We start from the raw sequence: 16,717 nt of genomic DNA on the forward strand, positions 1-16,717 counted from the left end.
ACTACCAGCGGAGCCGAGAGAACGAGAATTTCCCCCACCTGGCGAAATGAGCGTCCAACTGCGGCGATGGCGTCGTCTCAGAGAAATTTGGGCTACAAGGAGGTGGAAAGTGGGGCAAAGTGGGGTAGCGTGGCGCCCAATGGAGAGTGGTGGGTGCCACAAAGGGCGCATTCCAGTGGATGTACAGGTTTTGATCCGGTTGGCGGCGATGTCGAGAACGAGGGGGTGGCAGCGTGGAGGACTTCACTTTCGTTGGCAACTTCACCCCTCGGATGGACGAGAAGGGACGCATTACGCTGCCGGCAAAGTTTCGGGATCGAACTGCGGGCGGAGTAATGCTGCTGCGTGGCCAAGACCGCGCCTTGTTCATCCTGACGCTCGCGGGATTCGCGAAATTTGCCCACAATGCCATTCACGCTGACATCACCGATGAGCGACAGATCGGTTTCCAGCGGTACATGCTTGCCAACGCTGAGGACCAACACCCCGACGCGCAGGGCCGCATCACTATTCCGGCCAAAATGCGCGATTACGCGCAACTCACCAAAGACATCGTCCTCAACGGCGCAGGTCTTCGCATGGAGGTGTGGGCGGCCGATCGCTGGAACCAGTACCAAGCTGCGCAGGAAGAGGCGTACGCCACCCCTGCCCGGGGGGTCTTCGATGCCTAGCTAACCGACGAGCCTGTTCCACGACGGAACTCGAATCAAGCAGTGCGCGATTTGCAAAAACTCAATGGCACCACCGCAGATTCACCGGCCATGCTGCCCGGCCTGCACCCGTTCTGGCGAAAATCTTGGCACGACTTCCCCCGCGCCAAGCCTTCGACCACATCGGCCCCCCTGAAGCGACTTCCCCCGCGTCAGGTGTGCCAACGGGTGGGGACCAGACGACATGGACACGCGAATGATGCATGATGCCCGCTTCACAGATGAGCACCCCGCCCCAGTCACCTCTGGACCGCAACCACCACGTACCGCAACCACCGCGTACCGCAAGAAGGGTTCCCCATGGTCGACGAGCACGTTCCGGTGCTAGCCGAACGCGTGGCGACGTTGCTGGGACCAAGCCTGCAGGCTCCGGGCTCGGTTCTCGTTGACTGCACCTTGGGCCTTGGCGGTCACACCACGCTGATGTTGACGATGTATCCGAACTTGCGGGTGATCGGGATCGACAGGGACCCCACTGCTCTACTGATGGCCACGGAGCGGGTGGCTGCCGCCGGATTCTCCGAACGCTTCGACGCCGCGCACGCCGTCTATGACGAGATCGGTTCCGTGTTGAGCGAGCGCGGGATTTCTAGCGCGCAGGCCATCTTGTTCGATCTTGGAGTTTCTTCCATGCAGCTGGATCGCACAGAGCGCGGATTTGCCTACGCCGTCGATGCTCCGCTCGATATGCGGATGAACCCGACCACGGGCATCACCGCAGCCGACGTGCTCAACACCTACGCACCCGGAGACATCGTGCGGTTGCTCCGCGAATACGGCGATGAAAAGTTCGCCACCCGCATCGTTTCCGAAGTCGTCAAAAGACGCCGGGAGGAGCCTTGGACCACGAGCGGACCACTCGTGGAACTGATCCGCGCTGCGATTCCGGCTGCGGCTCGGCGGACGGGCGGTCATCCGGCCAAACGCACCTTCCAGGCGCTGCGGATAGAGGTCAACGACGAACTTGGCGCCTTGCGCAGGGCGATCCCGGCTGCGGTCACAGCGTTGGCGGTGGGGGGCCGGCTTGCAGTCATTTCCTTCCAGAGTCTGGAAGACCGGATCGTGAAGAAATTGTTGGCGCCGCAGACACAGTCGTCTGCTCCCTTGGACCTCCCGATGGACCTGCCCGAATTTGCTCCGCACCTCACGTGGATTACCCGCGGCTCCGAAGCTCCCACCGATGACGAGGTGCTGGCCAACTCGCGCGCGGCATCGGCGAAAATCCGCGCTGTAGAACGCATTCGGGCCTCGGTATGACGAGGACGGAAGCGTTCCCGGCCCCAGGCGTGACAGCCCATGTCAGTGACGGCGTCACTCCCATTCGCGTCAGCACCCGGAGAGTTCACGCTCAGCGGGGCTGCGCACCGAAGTCCGTAGTTCCACTAGATCGGTTCGTTTCAGTTATTACAGCGTGGCGGGGGAATCACCATGGTCATTGAGCAATCACTTGCGCCGGCGAAGCAGGCTGGCCGGAGCGGCGCCGCACAGAAGGCGTACGAGAAACGCGCGAGGCGGAGCGGCAAAATGGTGCCAGCGGCCGCCATCGAGCACCGCACCGTCCGTCAGCAGCTGGCGCGGGTGCCATTCGTGGCGGTTCTTTTGACCATCCTGGCGGCAGGAATTGTCGGAGTGCTGTGGCTCAACACGATGACGGACGAGGCCGGCCTACAGGCAAACAAGGCCACGGCGAGCTCTGCCAGCCTGCGGTTGGAAATCGAAGCGCTCAAGCGCGACATCGCCGATAAAAACGCGACCCCTGCGATTGCAGCTGCTGCCAAATCGCTGGGTCTGGTGCCCGCTGGCGACTCGGCGATCTTGGTCGTCGGCGACGATGGCAGCGGGCGGGTGGTCGGCACGCCGACAGCAGTGCCAGACCCCGTTGTCACGGCGGCGCAAGCGGCTTTGGCTGCGCAAGCAGCGGCTCAAGCCGCCGCAGATGGCCAGGCTGCGGCCGCCGCTAAGACTGCTGCCGATGCACAAGCTGCAGCTCAAGCCGCCATAGCAGCGCAGGCAGCAAGTGAAGCGCAGGCAGCCATAGCAGCGCAAGCAGCCAGTGAAGCGCAGGCAGCAAGTGAAGCGCAAGCAGCAAGCCAGGCTCAGGAATCGGCGGCTGCTGGGGCCGCGGTGCCCCCCGCCGCGCCAGCTGAGGTGCAGCCAGCAACCGAGGTTCCGCCAGTGCAAACCCCACCGGCTATCGAGGCTCCACCCGCTGCCGTCACCACCGCAGCGAGTGCCGGATGACTTACGAAAAGAGAACGGACAGCACCCGGATCGGCCGTCGGCCAGCCGAAGGTCAGTTCGCAGCCGGGCTGCGCGCTCCGGTGCGCCGCGTCTGGGCGGGCGCTGCTGGCGATGGTGGCACCCCGGGGAGCAACCCGCGCCGCGAGGGTGCGGCCGCGCCGCGCCGCGCAAGTGCGGGCGCACGGCCGCGACGCTCATCCGCTGAAGCGGCGGCTCAGCCACGGCGGGGAGCGCGTCCGGCAGGTCGCGAAGTTCGCCCTGCCAACCCGCAGCCCACGGCCAAAGGCGCAGCTGCCCGATCGGCGCAGGCAAAGGCTAAGTCGGTCCGTGGTCGCAGGCAACGTCGCACACGCATGGCACCCGGCGACTCCAACAGGCGGATCAAGATTGCGTTGAGCGTGTTGTTGGTGATGTTGGTTGCCGCAATCGTCAAACTCACGTTCGTTCAAGGGGTCAGCGCAGCGGAATACGCGGCAAAGGCCGAGAGCCAGCGGGCAGACAAGATCACGCTCTTCGCCGATCGCGGCGCCATAGTCGACCGCAACGGAACTCCGCTGGCCTTCACCGTCGAGGGGCGAATGATCGCGGCCAGGCCAGCCCTGTTCGTCTCGGATGTGCAGCGTCACCAAGTTGCTGACATCCTGGTGGCCGCGCTGGGTCCGGCGGTGTCCGCAGATGCCATCATGGAACAGCTGTTGTCGGGTAAGAAGTATGTGTATCTGGCGAAGAACCTCATGCCTGCCCAAACCGACGCCATCATGGCTGACATTCGCACAGTGACGAAAGATCAAGTCAACGCGGTCGTGACAGAACGGCAGGATATTAGGCAGTATCCAGACGGCGGAGTCGCTCGTTCGATCGTTGGAAATACCGGCTGGGATGGTCACGGCACCATGGGCATCGAAGTCATGTACGACTCGGTGCTCTCGGGAACCGACGGCAGTCGGGTGGCCGATGTGGATGCCCGCGGCGGCGTCATCCCCGGTACCAATCGCGACGAGGTGCCAGCTAAAAATGGCACCGACATCAACACCACGATGGATGCGGACTTTCAGTACCAGGTGCAGCAGTACGTCACCGATTACGTCGCTGCGACCGGTGCAAAAAAAGGCATGGCGGTCGTGATGGATGTGAAGACCGGCCAGGTGTACTCGTTGGCGTATTCGGTGGCGGGTCAGGACCCGGCGCACAGTGTGTCGAACCCGGTGATGAGCGAGACCTTCGAGCCGGGATCAGTGAATAAGGTCGTCACCTTCGCTGCGGCGCTCGAGGCAGGCTTGATTACTCCCGAGTCAGTGTTGCAGGTCGACGGCGATATCAAAATGGGCGGTATCACCGTGCATGATGCGTGGAAACACGGCGAGATCGATATGACGGCCACGGGCATCCTGGCTAAATCGTCAAATGTCGGCACCTTGATGATTGCGCAGAAGGTGGGCGAGGCGGCATTCGCCGATGAGCTCAAAAAGTTCGGCCTGGGTAAGAAGACCGGAATTGAACTGCCGGGGGAGGAGAAGGGCATCGTTCCGGAAGAGGGCGATAGCCGGTGGTCCTCCACCACGTTCGCCAACCTGCCGATCGGGCAGGGTCTGACGATGACGCTGGTGCAGCTTGCATCCATGTACCAGGCAATTGGGAACGGCGGCGTGCGGATTCCGCCGACCGTGATTGCAGGTACGACAACGAACGGTGTGTTCACGCCAGCTGTTGCCAAGCCAGGTGTCCCTGTCATGTCTCCAGCCACCGCGGACACGCTGCGGGACATGTTGCGCGCCACAACGCAGGACGGCGATATCTCCCATAAGGGCACCGCTGCCGGTGCGGCGATCACGGGGTATCAGGTGGGTGGCAAGACGGGCACCGCTCAGCAGGTGGACCCAGAGACCAACCAGTACTCGGCCACCAAGTACAACTCGACGTTCGCTGGCCTCGTCCCGGCGGATAACCCTCGCTTCGCGGTGGCGATCATGTTAGATGCTCCGACGATGGGAAAGAACGCGGTTCCACTCTTCAAAGATATTGCCGCGTATGCCATGCGCGCCTTTGACGTTCCGCCGTCGGCCACGCCCGCACCGGTATATGACCTCTACAAGAACTATGGCGGGTAGATTTTCTCCTCGTGTCATCAAACCCGAGCCCTCGACCTCGCCATCTGGCGCCGTTCCCTCTGGAAGCAGTGCGCAGAACTGTTGGTGCGTCCGTCGTCCCGGCCTCGAGTGGTGCGCTATCGCGTACGTCTGGCGACAATTCGAGCAATGAGGAACCGCTTGGCGAGGTTGTCACCGGTATAACGCTGCGTTCCGGAGAGGTCCTACCCGGGGACGTGTTTGCCGCGGTTGTGGGGAGCAAAACCCATGGCGCCAGGTCGATCCCGGAAGCTGTCGCGGCGGGCGCGGTTGCAGTTCTGACGGATCAGGCCGGGGCCGAGATCGCTGCCGAATATGCCTGTCTCGGCGTGAAAGTACCCACGGTTCTCGTCGTTTCCGACCCCAGAGTGGTTCTCGGCGCCGCCGCGTCGATGATCTATAGAAATCCGAGCGAGAAGCTCACCATCATCGGCGTTACTGGGACGTCGGGTAAGACGACCATCACGTACTTGGTCGAGGCCGGGCTGCGGGCCTGTGGGCAACGCACCGGGGTCATCGGGACGGTCGAAACTCGCATCGGTGATGAGGTAGTGCCCAGCGACTTCACCACGCCCGAAGCGCCAGACCTGCAGGCCCTGTTGGCGGTCATGGTTCAGGCCGGTGTCCAGTCGGTGGCTATGGAGGTCTCGTCCCACGCTCTGGCCCTGGGCCGAGTGGCCGGCATTGAGTTTGCGGTGGGCGCGTTCACCAACTTGTCCCAGGACCACCTGGATTTCCACGGCGACATGGAGTCGTACTTCCAGGCTAAGGAGCTTCTCTTCGATGGACGCTCGCGCGCTGGCGTTGTCGACATCGATGACGAATATGGGCGCCGGTTGGCAGCCGGCCATCCCGAATTCACCACCGTGTCGGCGGCGGGCGCGACTGCCGATTGGCAACTTGAACACAGCGAGGTAGCGCCGAGCGGGGTGTCGCTCCTGAAGATCAACGGGCCAGCCGACCTCACTGTCGCAGTAGCCCTGGCGCTGCCGGGGACCTTTAACATTTCGAACACGCTGATTGCACTCGGGGCGGTGGCGGCGGCCGGTTTCGATCCGGTGGTGGCCGCCGCAGCGATTTCTGGTGTGGTGGTGCCCGGAAGGATGCAGGCGGTGGATGGCGGGCAGTCGTTTCTGGCCGTAGTTGACTACGCTCACAAGCCTGCTGCGTTGAAGGCGGTGCTCTCTGCTATCCGGGAATCGGTGCGCGGCAAAGTGATTGTCGTTTTCGGCGCCGGCGGGGACCGGGACATCGGAAAACGCCAAGTCATGGGATCGGTTGCCGGTGAGTCCGCGGACTTGATCTACGTCACCGATGACAATCCTCGATCGGAAGACCCGGCGTCCATCCGGCAGGAGATAATGCTGGGCGCGTTGACACACCCGAACACCGCTGGTCGCCTCCACGAGATCGGTGATCGTCGGCAAGCCATCCGAGCCGCGGTTGCCGCCGCGGTGCCGGGCGATGCTGTCGTCATTGCTGGCAAGGGCCACGAGCTCGGCCAATATGTTGGCGAGAAGATAATTCCGTTCTCCGATGTGGCGGAGCTGACCGCTGCTTTGGTGGATGCGCGCGCGAAACTGATTACGAACGAGGGCGATTAACAGATGAAGAGCATGACAGTGTCCGAGGTTGCGGAAGCTATCGGTACCCCCATTCTCGGCAGCGCGAAAGATGCCACCGACGACTCTGGGGTTACGTCGGTGGAATTCGATACGCGAAAGGTGAGCCCCGGCGCGCTGTTTGTGGCGCTAGTCGGAGAGCGCGTCGACGGTCATGATTTTGTGGACGCAGCGGTGGCGGCGGGTGCGGTGGCTGTGTTGGGCAGCAAAGATCTCGACATCGACGTGCCGTTGCTGCGCGTTGCAGATAATGACGCCGTGCTACAGGCACTTGCAGAGCTTGCCGCCCGATCTGCCGCAGCGTTGACCGCGCAGGGTCAGCTCACCACCATCGGCATCACCGGTTCGGCGGGCAAGACTTCGACCAAAGATCTGATTGCCGCGTTGGCATCGGCCGCTGGCAGCACGATTGCGCCCCCGGAGAGTTTTAACAACGAGCTGGGCCACCCCTACACGGTGCTCCGCGCGACGGAGCAGACCCGCTTTTTGGTGCTGGAACTTTCTGCTCGCGGACCTGGCCACGTTGCGATGCTGGCGAAGGTGGCGCCGCCGCGGATCGGGGTGGTGCTGAACGTCGGCAGCGCCCACATTGGCGAGTTCGGTTCGGTCGACGGCATCGCGCAGGCAAAGAGCGAACTGGTGCAAGCGTTGCCCGCTGCAGCCGATGGCGGCGTCGCGATTCTGAACGCGGATGATTCACGGGTAGCTGCGATGGCCACCCGTACGAGGGCGCGTGTTGTCACTTTTGGCACCCACCCAGGAGCTGATGTCCGCGCCGAGAACGTCACCGAGGACCACCATGCGCGCGCGGGATTTACTCTCATGACGCCGCGAGGTGCGGTCCCAGTTCAGTTGGCGGTATCAGGGGTGCACCAAGTCAGCAACGCGCTGGCTGCGGCGGCGGTGGGGCTGGAGATTGGGGTGAGCCTTCAGGACATCGCTCAGGTACTGGGAGCCAGTGGCCCCGCTTCGAAGTGGCGGATGGAAATCACTGATAGGGCCGACGGCGTCACCGTCATCAATGATGCGTACAACGCCAACCCGGAAGCGATGAAAGCTGCATTGAAAGCGCTGGTCACGATCGGCACTGGCCGCAGAAGATGGGCCGTGCTCGGCGAAATGGCCGAACTGGGCGAGATATCTCGAGCCGCCCATGACGAGATCGGTCGGTTGGTGGTTCGGCTCGGCATCGAAAGATTGATCGCAGTGGGTGCGGGGGTGCGAGGGTTGCACTTGGGCGCGCAACTCGAGGGCTCATGGGACGGCGAATCCGAGCACGTACCGGACTGGGAGGATGCGGTGCGGATCCTCGGGGACGAGCTTCGTCCTGGCGATGTCGTTTTGGTGAAAGCTTCGCGTGCGGTTGGGTTGGAGCGCGTAGCTCATGCTCTACTTCACGGGAACCCGCCTGCATCCGGCGACGCAGATGAGAATGGAATTTCTGAGTGAAAAGTATTTTGATCGCCGCGATCGTGGGTTTGGCGGTTGCGATCCTGCTCACCCCGTACTTGATTAAGGTGTTCGCCCGGCAGGGTTTCGGCCAAGAGATTCGCGAGGATGGTCCGCAGAGCCACCAGAAAAAACGTGGCACTCCCACCATGGGCGGCGCCGCGATCCTGATCGCGATGTGGGTGGGATATCTTTCAGCCCTCGCCGTGAGCATGATGGACGGCGGCGGCGGTCCGACGGCGTCGGGCTGGCTGTTGTTGTACTTGACCACGGGTATGGGGCTTGTGGGATTCCTCGACGATTTCGTCAAGATCCGGCAGCAACGCAACCTCGGTCTGAACAAACGGATGAAGTTTCTGGGACAGACGTTCATCGCAGTGTCGTTTGCCGTGTTAATTTTCCTGTTTCCGGGTGCCAACGACGAAACGCCAGGTTCGAAGTTTCTGTCCTACACCAGAGACCTGCCGTGGTTCTCCTTCGGAATCATTGGCGCAGCGGTGTTCGTGGTGCTGTTAATCGCGGCCTGGTCCAACGCCGTGAACTTCACCGATGGCCTCGACGGACTTGCTGCCGGCTCCTCTGTGATGGTGCTGGGTACATATGTGGCAATCGGCTTCTTCCAACTGCGCAACTCCTGTTACTCCTCGACGCTCAGCGCAGCAGCGGAGGCCGGTTGCTACGCCACGCGGGACCCGCTGGATATCGCGATGGTGGCAGCGGCCGCACTTGGTGGTTGCATCGGGTTCCTCTGGTGGAACGCACACCCGGCCCGGATCATGATGGGCGACACTGGCTCGTTGGCCCTCGGAGGCCTGATCGCGGGCCTGAGTGTGATGACGCGAACCGAGCTTTTGTTGATCGTCATCGCCGGGCTGTTCGTCGTTGAAATGATGTCGGTGGTGATCCAGATCGCCGTTTTCAAAGTCCGCCATGTCCGAGTGTTCCGGATGGCGCCTTTCCATCACCATTTTGAACTGTCCGGGTGGGCCGAAACCACCGTGATGGTGCGGTTCTGGTTGCTCGCGGCGATATCGGCAGCTTTGGGCCTCGGATTGTTTTATGCAGAGTGGCTCAGTCTCACCGGCGGATGATCCTCACTCGGGGGATAGCGGGGCATTCGCGCAGGTCATCACTCGCGTAGGGGACAGTGGATGCGACACGCGCCCGGATGTCCCGCCGATCATCTGCTCGGGCAAGCACCATGGACAAATGATGACGGTGGGGCGCGTGGGACTGATGGTCCGTACGCAAGAGAGTTGTGGGCAAGGCAGCGCACGGTGAGCGCCCCGACAAAGAACAATCCCACGGCTAAAACGCCGAAGCCAGGTGGACCTCCCGCACCTATGACGGGCGCCGAACGGGCCCGCGCTGCTGTCGCTGCTCGGCAGCGCGCCCGCACCCCGACGGCGGCGCGACGCTATGCCGGGGCGGTCAAGGCTCGCTTCTCGGACTGGCTTGACCGCCCTATGACGTCACTGCACCTGTTGCTTGCGGTGTTCTTCCTGCTTCTGGCCTATGGCCTGCTGATGGTCCTTTCTTCCTCCTCTATCAAGTCCTTCAAGACAGAGGGTTCGTCCTTCGGAGTTTTTAAATCCCAGTTGCTGTTTGCCGGACTCGGACTCGTGGGCTTCTACGCCTGCATGCGGATCAAACTGAGCTGGCTCCGCGGAGTTTCCACCACGGGAATGATCATCGCGCTGGGTCTACTCGTGGTGGTGCTGGGCGCTCCCAGGGTGAACGGTGCTCGAAGCTGGATCAACGTCGGCGCGTTCACGGTGCAGCCTAGCGAGATCGCTAAATTTGCCATGGTGATCTGGGGCGCCCATGTTCTGGCGGCCCGGCGATCCAACCTCGGTTCGTGGCGAGAACTGTTGATCCCGGTGTTGCCCATCGCGCTCCTCATGGGCGGCCTGATCATGTTGGAGCCCGATATGGGCACCACGGCGGCGCTGATGATCATCGTGTTCGGGCTCTTCTTTTTCGCCGGAGCTTCGTGGTGGCTTTTCTCAATCCTGGCCTCCTGCGGCATTGGTGCGTTGGTGCTCTACGCGTTTACGACCCCTTACGCGCTGAAGCGACTGGTGTCGTTCGCCAACCCCGAAGCGAATGCACAGGGGTCGGGAATGCAGCTGCTGCAGGGGCTTTATGGCATGGCGGACGGCGGCTTGTTCGGAGTCGGGCTAGGACATTCCAGCGCTAAATGGCAGTACCTGCCGCACGCCGAATCCGACTTCATCTTCGCCATTGTTGGTGAAGAGCTGGGGTTGATTGGCGCAGGGCTATTGGTGGCGTTATATGTGACGCTGGCGCTGGTCGGGCTCCGGATCGCGCGACGCAATATGGATCCGTTCGTCAAACTCGTGGCCGCCACATCGACCGCGTGGCTCGTGGGACAGGCCGCGATCAATATTTTCTACGTCATCGGCCTGCTGCCGGTGACTGGTATTCCGCTGCCCATGATCTCGGCGGGCGGAACGTCGCTCATTGTCACGATGGCGATATTTGGTCTGCTGGCTAACTTCGCGAGGCGTGAACCCAAGGCGATGGCGCTGTTGCAAGAAAAGGGCCCAGGCAGGCTCTCGCGCTTCTTTGGAATCGGTATTCCGGGCACTGCAATCGAGGAGGCAAAGGCGCTCGCGGGCAAGGCCGCCAAGCAGCAAAACCGTGAATGGGCCAGGACTTCGGCGCGGAAAGCCGCGCAGGAAAAGAAGGAGAAAAAGGCAGCTGCCCGAGGGCAGGTGATTGCTTCCACACGTCGTGAGCAGCGTGGGGACCGCCGGCCCGTGCCCCCGCCGCGGAGTCGGTTCGGCGGGCTTGATTTTGACCAAGATAATCGCGGCGCCCCGGCGGGCGGCGGCCGGGGTTCTGGCATCCGTGCCCGCAGCACCCCCATCCGCAGCACCCCCACCCGTTCCACCCCCACTCGAACTCGACCCGCCACGTCAGCGCGCAGCCGCGACGAATCACCCCGCAATCGTGACGGGTCACCGCGGACCAGGGGGCAGCGACAGGAAACCCGCCGTCAGTTCCGCGACGATCAGGACTACCGATGAAGACTGTGAGCGTGTTGATTGCCGGCGGCGGCACCGCCGGCCATATCGAACCGGCGCTTGCGACGGCCGATGCTTTGAGAAGGCTTAATCCGAACATTCGGATCACTGCTTTGGGTACCGCCCGCGGCCTCGAGACGACGCTGATCCCGGAGCGCGGTTACGAGCTGGTGCTCGTGCCAGCGGTGCCATTGCCGCGGAAACCGTCAAAAGACCTGCTGTTGCTGCCATTTCGGCTGTGGAAATCCATTCGAGCCACCCGCGCCATCATTGAGGAGCGGCAGGTGGATGTGGTGGTCGGGTTCGGCGGGTACGTCTGCCTACCCGCCTATCTCGCTGCCCGCAGACGGGTACCGGTGGTGGTGCACGAAGCGAACGCCCGCGCGGGGATAGCCAACAAGATCGGCGCGCGCTTTGCAGCCGCCGTCGTGGCTGCCGTTCCCGGTTCCGGGTTGAGATCGGCCAAGGTGATCGGAATCCCGGTGCGGCGATCGATTTCCATCCTGGACAGGGCCGGATTGCGCGCTGAGGCGAGGAAGTTCTTCGGGCTTGACCCCGACGCGCCCACCCTGCTGGTGTACGGCGGATCGCAGGGCGCGGTGCGCATCAACGACTCGGTCCTGGCTGCTGCGCCGGAATTGGCCGCCGCCGGGGTGGGGGTGTTGCACGCGTTCGGGAAGAAGAATTCGTTCGAGGCACCGACCAACCCGGGACCCGCCTATGTCGCTGTTGCCTACCTTGACCGAATGGATATGGCGTACGCCGCGGCCGACCTCACCCTGGGCAGGTCCGGCGCTCTGACGGTTGCCGAACTCGGCGCTGTCGGGATGCCGGCGGTCTACGTCCCGCTGCCGCACGGGAATGGAGAGCAACGCCTGAACGCGAGCGCACAAGTAGCAGCTGGATCGGCGATCATTATCGACGACGCCGAGCTGACGCGTGAATCTGTGGTGGCGCAGGTGCTTCCGCTATTGACAGACCCAGCAAAGCGGGAAGCGATGGCTGCTGCTGCGACCGCCTCGCCGACAGGGCGTGCGGACGCGGTGCTCGCCACGATCGTGGCAAATCTCGGTGCAGAGCACGCCGCAGGCAGGGGAGAAGGCACGTGAGCAACAACATTCCGGCTGGGCTCGGCTTCACGTTGGAGCGCGCCCACTTGGTGGGGGTGGGCGGCGCGGGTATGAGCGCCATCGCGAGAATCCTGATCGACCGCGGCTTCGTCGTCTCCGGCTCTGACGCCAAGGGTTCGCACGTGCTCACGGGGTTGACGGCACGGGGGGTGAAGACCGCTATCGGACAGCGGGCCGAGAATCTCGACCTTCTCACCGGCGGTCCCACGGCAGTCGTGATCTCAACAGCCATCAACCCATCCAACCCGGAACTAGCCGCGGCCCGGGAGCGCGGCATCCCCATCGTCAGAAGAGCATCGGCCCTAGCCGCGCTGATGGACGGCTACCGAAGAGTGTGTGTTGCTGGCACCCACGGCAAAACGTCGACGACGTCCATGTTGACCGTCGCCCTGCAACACGCGGGGGTGGATCCGTCGTTTGCGATCGGCGGCGAACTGAACGAGTCCGGAACCGGCGCGCATTCCGGGTCCGGCGACATCTTCATTGCCGAAGCGGACGAGTCGGATGGGTCGTTCCTCGCCTACAGCCCGCACGGCGCGATCATTACCAATCTCGAACCCGACCACCTTGACCACCATGGCAGCGCCGAGGCATACACCGCCGTCTTCGATCAGTTCGCACAGCGCATCGCGCCGGGCGGGTTTCTCATCGCCTGTGTTGACGATCCTGGTGTGGCAGCACTTGTCGGCAGGTTAGGGGTGGGATCACCCAGGGTGATTGGCTACGGTCGCAGCGCCACTGCCGATGTTTTATTGCGCGACAGTGAGCAGTTCGGGCACGGCAGCCGCATGACGATAGAGACTCAGGGGCGCTCCCACACTCTGACGCTCGACGTTCCGGGCGAACACATGGCCCTCAACGCGGTGGCCGCGTTTGCGGCCGGCTTAGCCTTGGGCATCGACGCGGAACCTCTCATCGACGGACTCGCCCGATACACCGGGGTCCGGCGACGTTTTGAGTTCAAGGGGCGGGCGGCGGGAGTCGTGGTCTATGACGACTACGCCCACCACCCCACCGAGGTCTCGGCCCAGATCGCCGCAGCACGAACGATTGTCGGCCAGGGGCGGCTCGTGGTTATCTTCCAGCCGCATTTGTATTCGCGAACCCAGACCTTTGCGGTGGCTTTCGGGCGGGCCCTTGCTGGTGCCGATTTGGTGATTCAAATGGATGTATATGGAGCTCGCGAGGAGCCGCAAGTGGGGGTGTCTGGGCAGCTGATTGTTGATGCCATCCCAGCAGGGACGGCCATCGTTGTGTACGAACCCTCGATGGCCGCCACGGCGACCACGGCCGCTGCGCTGCTCGTCCCCGGTGACGTCGTTATCACCATGGGCGCGGGCGATGTCACGATGATTGGACCAGAACTGCTGGAGCTTCTCACGGCGGGAGAAGAGTCGAGATGACGTCAACGCTGGAAACTGGCCGGTCCACGCTGACCCGTGATGAGCGCACGAAATTGAGAATGGTCGCAGCGAGGCGGCGCCGCAGAAACGGTTGGATCGCTTGTCTGCTGGTCCTGCTGATCGGGGCGGGCGGCGCCTACGTGTTGTGGGGGACACCGGTTCTGGGCGTTAAAACAGTCTCAGTTACGAGCGCGTCCGGGCAGGAGCTACCGCCCGAGCTGGTGGCGCAGGTCGAAAGTGTGGCGGCGATTTCCGTTGGTGCGCCGCTGATCTCGCTGGACATTGCAAAAGTACGCGAGGCCGTGCTGACCGTGGGCTCAGTGGCTGCGGTTCAGGTTAGCCGCCGGTGGCCCAGCTCGGTCATTATCACCGTGACGCCGCGCGTTCCCGTGGCGGTGGTTGCCGCGAACAGCGCGTTGTTTTTGATGGACGATTCGGGGTTCCCGTACCTTGAAACCCCCTCTGTACCAGCGGGTTTGGTAACGCTGCGGCTAGCTACCCCCGGACCCGAGGATGCTGCCACCCGCGCCGGACTCACGGTGATTTCTGCTCTGCCCGCGGAGATCTCTGCGCGATTGACGTCGGTATCGGCGAGATCTGTCTATGACATCAGCCTCGACCTGGCAGACGGACGAGAAGTGAAGTGGGGCAGCGCAGACAATAGTGCGCGCAAGGCCGCGGTACTGCCCGCTGTGCTTGCTCAACCAGGGACTAAGTTCGACCTCTCGGACCCTGCCATGGTGACGGTGCGGTAACTAGCGCAGGTTCACATTGTCGGCGCAGACCCGTTTTTTCAATTGCACGTGGTGCGCTGCGGCGCGCCTACCACCGGCAGGTACCAGCCGCCCCCTACCGTCGTCAGTACAGAACAGCTTGACATAACTATAACGTTCTTGTTCAGGTTTAGGGTTGCAGTGCTGTTCCACTAGCTCGAACGCTGTACTTCGATTTTTCACTCAGCAACGAAAGAAGGGCCACCGGGCCATGACGCCACCGCATAACTACCTCGCCGTGATCAAGGTTGTCGGCATCGGCGGCGGCGGCGTGAACGCCGTCAACCGGATGATCGAGGTCGGACTCCGAGGCGTGGAGTTCATCGCGATTAACACCGATGCGCAGGCGCTGCTGATGAGCGATGCCGACGTCAAGCTCGATGTCGGGCGGGAGCTCACCAGGGGGCTGGGCGCCGGCGCCAACCCGGAGGTCGGGCGACAAGCCGCCGAGGACCACCGCGAGGAAATCGAAGAAGTTCTTAAGGGCGCGGACATGGTGTTCGTCACCGCGGGCGAGGGAGGCGGAACCGGGACTGGTGGCGCCCCCGTCGTCGCTTCTATTGCGAAAAAGCTTGGCGCACTGACCATCGGCGTTGTTACCCGACCCTTTGCCTTCGAGGGAAAGAGGCGCGGTGGGCAAGCGGAGGTCGGCATCCAGGAACTGCGCAACGAGTGCGACACGCTCATCGTGATCCCGAACGACAGGCTGTTGCAGTTAGGTGATCTGGGTGTGTCGCTGATGGACGCGTTCCGCAGCGCCGACGAGGTCCTGCTCAATGGGGTCCAAGGCATTACCGATCTGATCACCACCCCGGGTTTGATCAACGTCGACTTCGCGGACGTCAAGTCCGTGATGGCTGGCGCCGGTACCGCACTGATGGGTATTGGATCTGCACGCGGCGAAGGTCGCGCCGTTCAAGCAGCCCAAAAGGCAATCTCATCACCCTTGCTGGAGGCGTCCATGGAGGGCGCCTACGGGGTGCTGTTGTCAATCGCGGGAGGCAGCGACCTCGGCCTTTTCGAAATTAACGAAGCGGCTTCGCTGGTGCAAGAAGCGGCGCACGAAGACGCCAACATCATCTTCGGGACCGTCATCGACGATTCCTTGGGCGACGAAGTTCGTGTCACCGTCATTGCGGCAGGTTTCGACGCAGCCCCCAGCCGCGCACCTTTACCAACCCGACACAGTGCTTCGGCCGTTGCTTCGGCCTCCGCTGGTGACGTGCGCGCGTCGGAAGCGCCAGCGACGCCGCCAGCGCGACCCATCACCTATGCGCCAGCCGAGACCCCGGCAACCCCACCGTCTTCTATGGGTCAGTCCGGTTCTTCGCGTGGCGGCCGCATGATGGACGAGGACGATGATGACGTCGACGTTCCCCCCTTCATGAAGCGGTAAGTACCCATGCGAGTGCAGTACTTTTTCTCCGGCCGGGAGGGTGGCGTTTCTACGCAGCCCTTCCGGTCGTTGAATATCGGCACCCACGTCGGCGACGATCCCACATCCGTTGCTAGGAATCGGGTCACGCTGGCTGAGTGCGCGGGGCTGGGCGTGAACAACGTGGTCTGGATGGACCAGGTGCATTCGACGAAAATTGTTCAGGTGGATGCGGCAGGCGATGTCCTCGTCGCTACTGATGGGGCTGTCACCAGCGCCCCCGGTGTGGGTCTTGCTGTGATGGTGGCCGACTGCGTGCCGATCCTCGCATACGACGAGCAGGTGGGGGTGATCGGTGTGGCGCATGCGGGGCGGCAAGGCGCTGCCGCCGGAATCGGGCCAGAGTTGCTGCGCTGCATGGTTTCTGCCGGGTCGTCGGTGTCGGGCATCTCAATCGTCCTCGGACCCGCCATTTGTGGCCGCTGCTACGAGGTGCCCGCTTCGATGCGAGACCTCGTCGATCGAGCATTGCCCGGAAGTGCCTGCGAGAGCGCCGTCGGGACTGCGGGACTCGATCTTCGCGCCGGGCTTGCCCGTCAGTTTCGGGCGCTGGGTGTATCCGGCGTAGTTGTCGACTCCTGTTGCACCGCAGAGGATCCAGCCTTCTTCAGCCACCGGCGAGATGCGCCGACAGGTCGCCAGGCGGGGCTGCTGTGGCTGGAACTCAGCGCCGCCACACATTCGACTGCTGTGACGGATGAGAAAATTGTGAACCGTCTGCCGCACTAGGCGTGTCGCTGCATCGCACGCGCCGCTCGTGGCGATAACGTCAGCACGG

Annotated in this window: 13 protein-coding genes; all 13 read left to right on the forward strand. The window is 63.0% G+C overall.

All coding sequences use genetic code 11. From position 1 onward, the window contains the following. Window positions 1-233 precede the first annotated feature (233 nt). Entirely contained in the window at window positions 234-671 is a 438-nt protein-coding gene (locus EH165_RS05340) for a division/cell wall cluster transcriptional repressor MraZ (RefSeq protein ID WP_239020713.1), read from the forward strand. 339 nt (window positions 672-1,010) lie between these two features. Further along, window positions 1,011-1,967, forward strand: coding sequence for a 16S rRNA (cytosine(1402)-N(4))-methyltransferase RsmH (rsmH, locus tag EH165_RS05345; RefSeq protein ID WP_124798347.1), 957 nt, complete (start codon window positions 1,011-1,013; stop codon window positions 1,965-1,967). A gap of 171 nt (window positions 1,968-2,138) precedes the next feature. Further along, a complete protein-coding gene (gene ftsL / locus EH165_RS05350) occupies window positions 2,139-2,951 on the forward strand; it encodes a cell division protein FtsL (protein ID WP_124798348.1) in 813 nt (270 codons plus the stop codon). Then, a complete protein-coding gene (locus tag EH165_RS05355) occupies window positions 2,948-5,059 on the forward strand; it encodes a peptidoglycan D,D-transpeptidase FtsI family protein (RefSeq protein ID WP_206426121.1) in 2,112 nt (703 codons plus the stop codon). The genes ftsL and EH165_RS05355 overlap by 4 nt, the downstream gene beginning before the upstream one ends. A 68-nt stretch (window positions 5,060-5,127) precedes the next feature. Continuing rightward, complete coding sequence (locus EH165_RS05360; protein ID WP_206426122.1) at window positions 5,128-6,681, forward strand: UDP-N-acetylmuramoyl-L-alanyl-D-glutamate--2,6-diaminopimelate ligase; 1,554 nt, start codon at window positions 5,128-5,130, stop codon at window positions 6,679-6,681. Between the two features lie 3 nt (window positions 6,682-6,684). Further along, window positions 6,685-8,148, forward strand: coding sequence for a UDP-N-acetylmuramoyl-tripeptide--D-alanyl-D-alanine ligase (locus tag EH165_RS05365; protein ID WP_124798350.1), 1,464 nt, complete (start codon window positions 6,685-6,687; stop codon window positions 8,146-8,148). Further along, window positions 8,145-9,239 carry a phospho-N-acetylmuramoyl-pentapeptide-transferase gene (gene mraY / locus EH165_RS05370; protein ID WP_124798351.1) on the forward strand — a complete coding sequence of 365 codons (1,095 nt, stop codon included), beginning with the start codon at window positions 8,145-8,147 and terminating at the stop codon, window positions 9,237-9,239. The genes EH165_RS05365 and mraY overlap by 4 nt, the downstream gene beginning before the upstream one ends. 186 nt (window positions 9,240-9,425) lie before the next feature. After that, window positions 9,426-11,201: a putative lipid II flippase FtsW gene (ftsW, locus tag EH165_RS05375; protein WP_164479128.1), complete on the forward strand. Its 1,776-nt coding sequence runs from the start codon at window positions 9,426-9,428 to the stop codon at window positions 11,199-11,201. After that, window positions 11,198-12,307, forward strand: coding sequence for an undecaprenyldiphospho-muramoylpentapeptide beta-N-acetylglucosaminyltransferase (gene murG, locus EH165_RS05380; protein ID WP_124798353.1), 1,110 nt, complete (start codon window positions 11,198-11,200; stop codon window positions 12,305-12,307). The genes ftsW and murG overlap by 4 nt, the downstream gene beginning before the upstream one ends. Beyond that, window positions 12,304-13,731: a UDP-N-acetylmuramate--L-alanine ligase gene (murC, locus tag EH165_RS05385; RefSeq protein WP_239020714.1), complete on the forward strand. Its 1,428-nt coding sequence runs from the start codon at window positions 12,304-12,306 to the stop codon at window positions 13,729-13,731. The genes murG and murC overlap by 4 nt, the downstream gene beginning before the upstream one ends. Further along, a complete protein-coding gene (locus tag EH165_RS05390; RefSeq protein WP_124798354.1) occupies window positions 13,728-14,486 on the forward strand; it encodes a cell division protein FtsQ/DivIB in 759 nt (252 codons plus the stop codon). The genes murC and EH165_RS05390 overlap by 4 nt, the downstream gene beginning before the upstream one ends. A 229-nt stretch (window positions 14,487-14,715) precedes the next feature. Further along, window positions 14,716-15,900, forward strand: a complete 1,185-nt coding sequence (gene ftsZ / locus EH165_RS05395) for a cell division protein FtsZ (protein WP_124798355.1) — start codon at window positions 14,716-14,718, stop codon at window positions 15,898-15,900. Window positions 15,901-15,906: 6 nt separating this feature from the next. After that, window positions 15,907-16,668, forward strand: coding sequence for a peptidoglycan editing factor PgeF (gene pgeF, locus EH165_RS05400; RefSeq protein ID WP_124798356.1), 762 nt, complete (start codon window positions 15,907-15,909; stop codon window positions 16,666-16,668). Window positions 16,669-16,717 lie beyond the last annotated feature (49 nt).

Origin of the sequence: Nakamurella antarctica (genome assembly GCF_003860405.1) — a bacterium.
In the GTDB taxonomy this organism is placed as follows: Bacteria; Actinomycetota; Actinomycetes; order Mycobacteriales; family Nakamurellaceae; genus Nakamurella; species Nakamurella antarctica.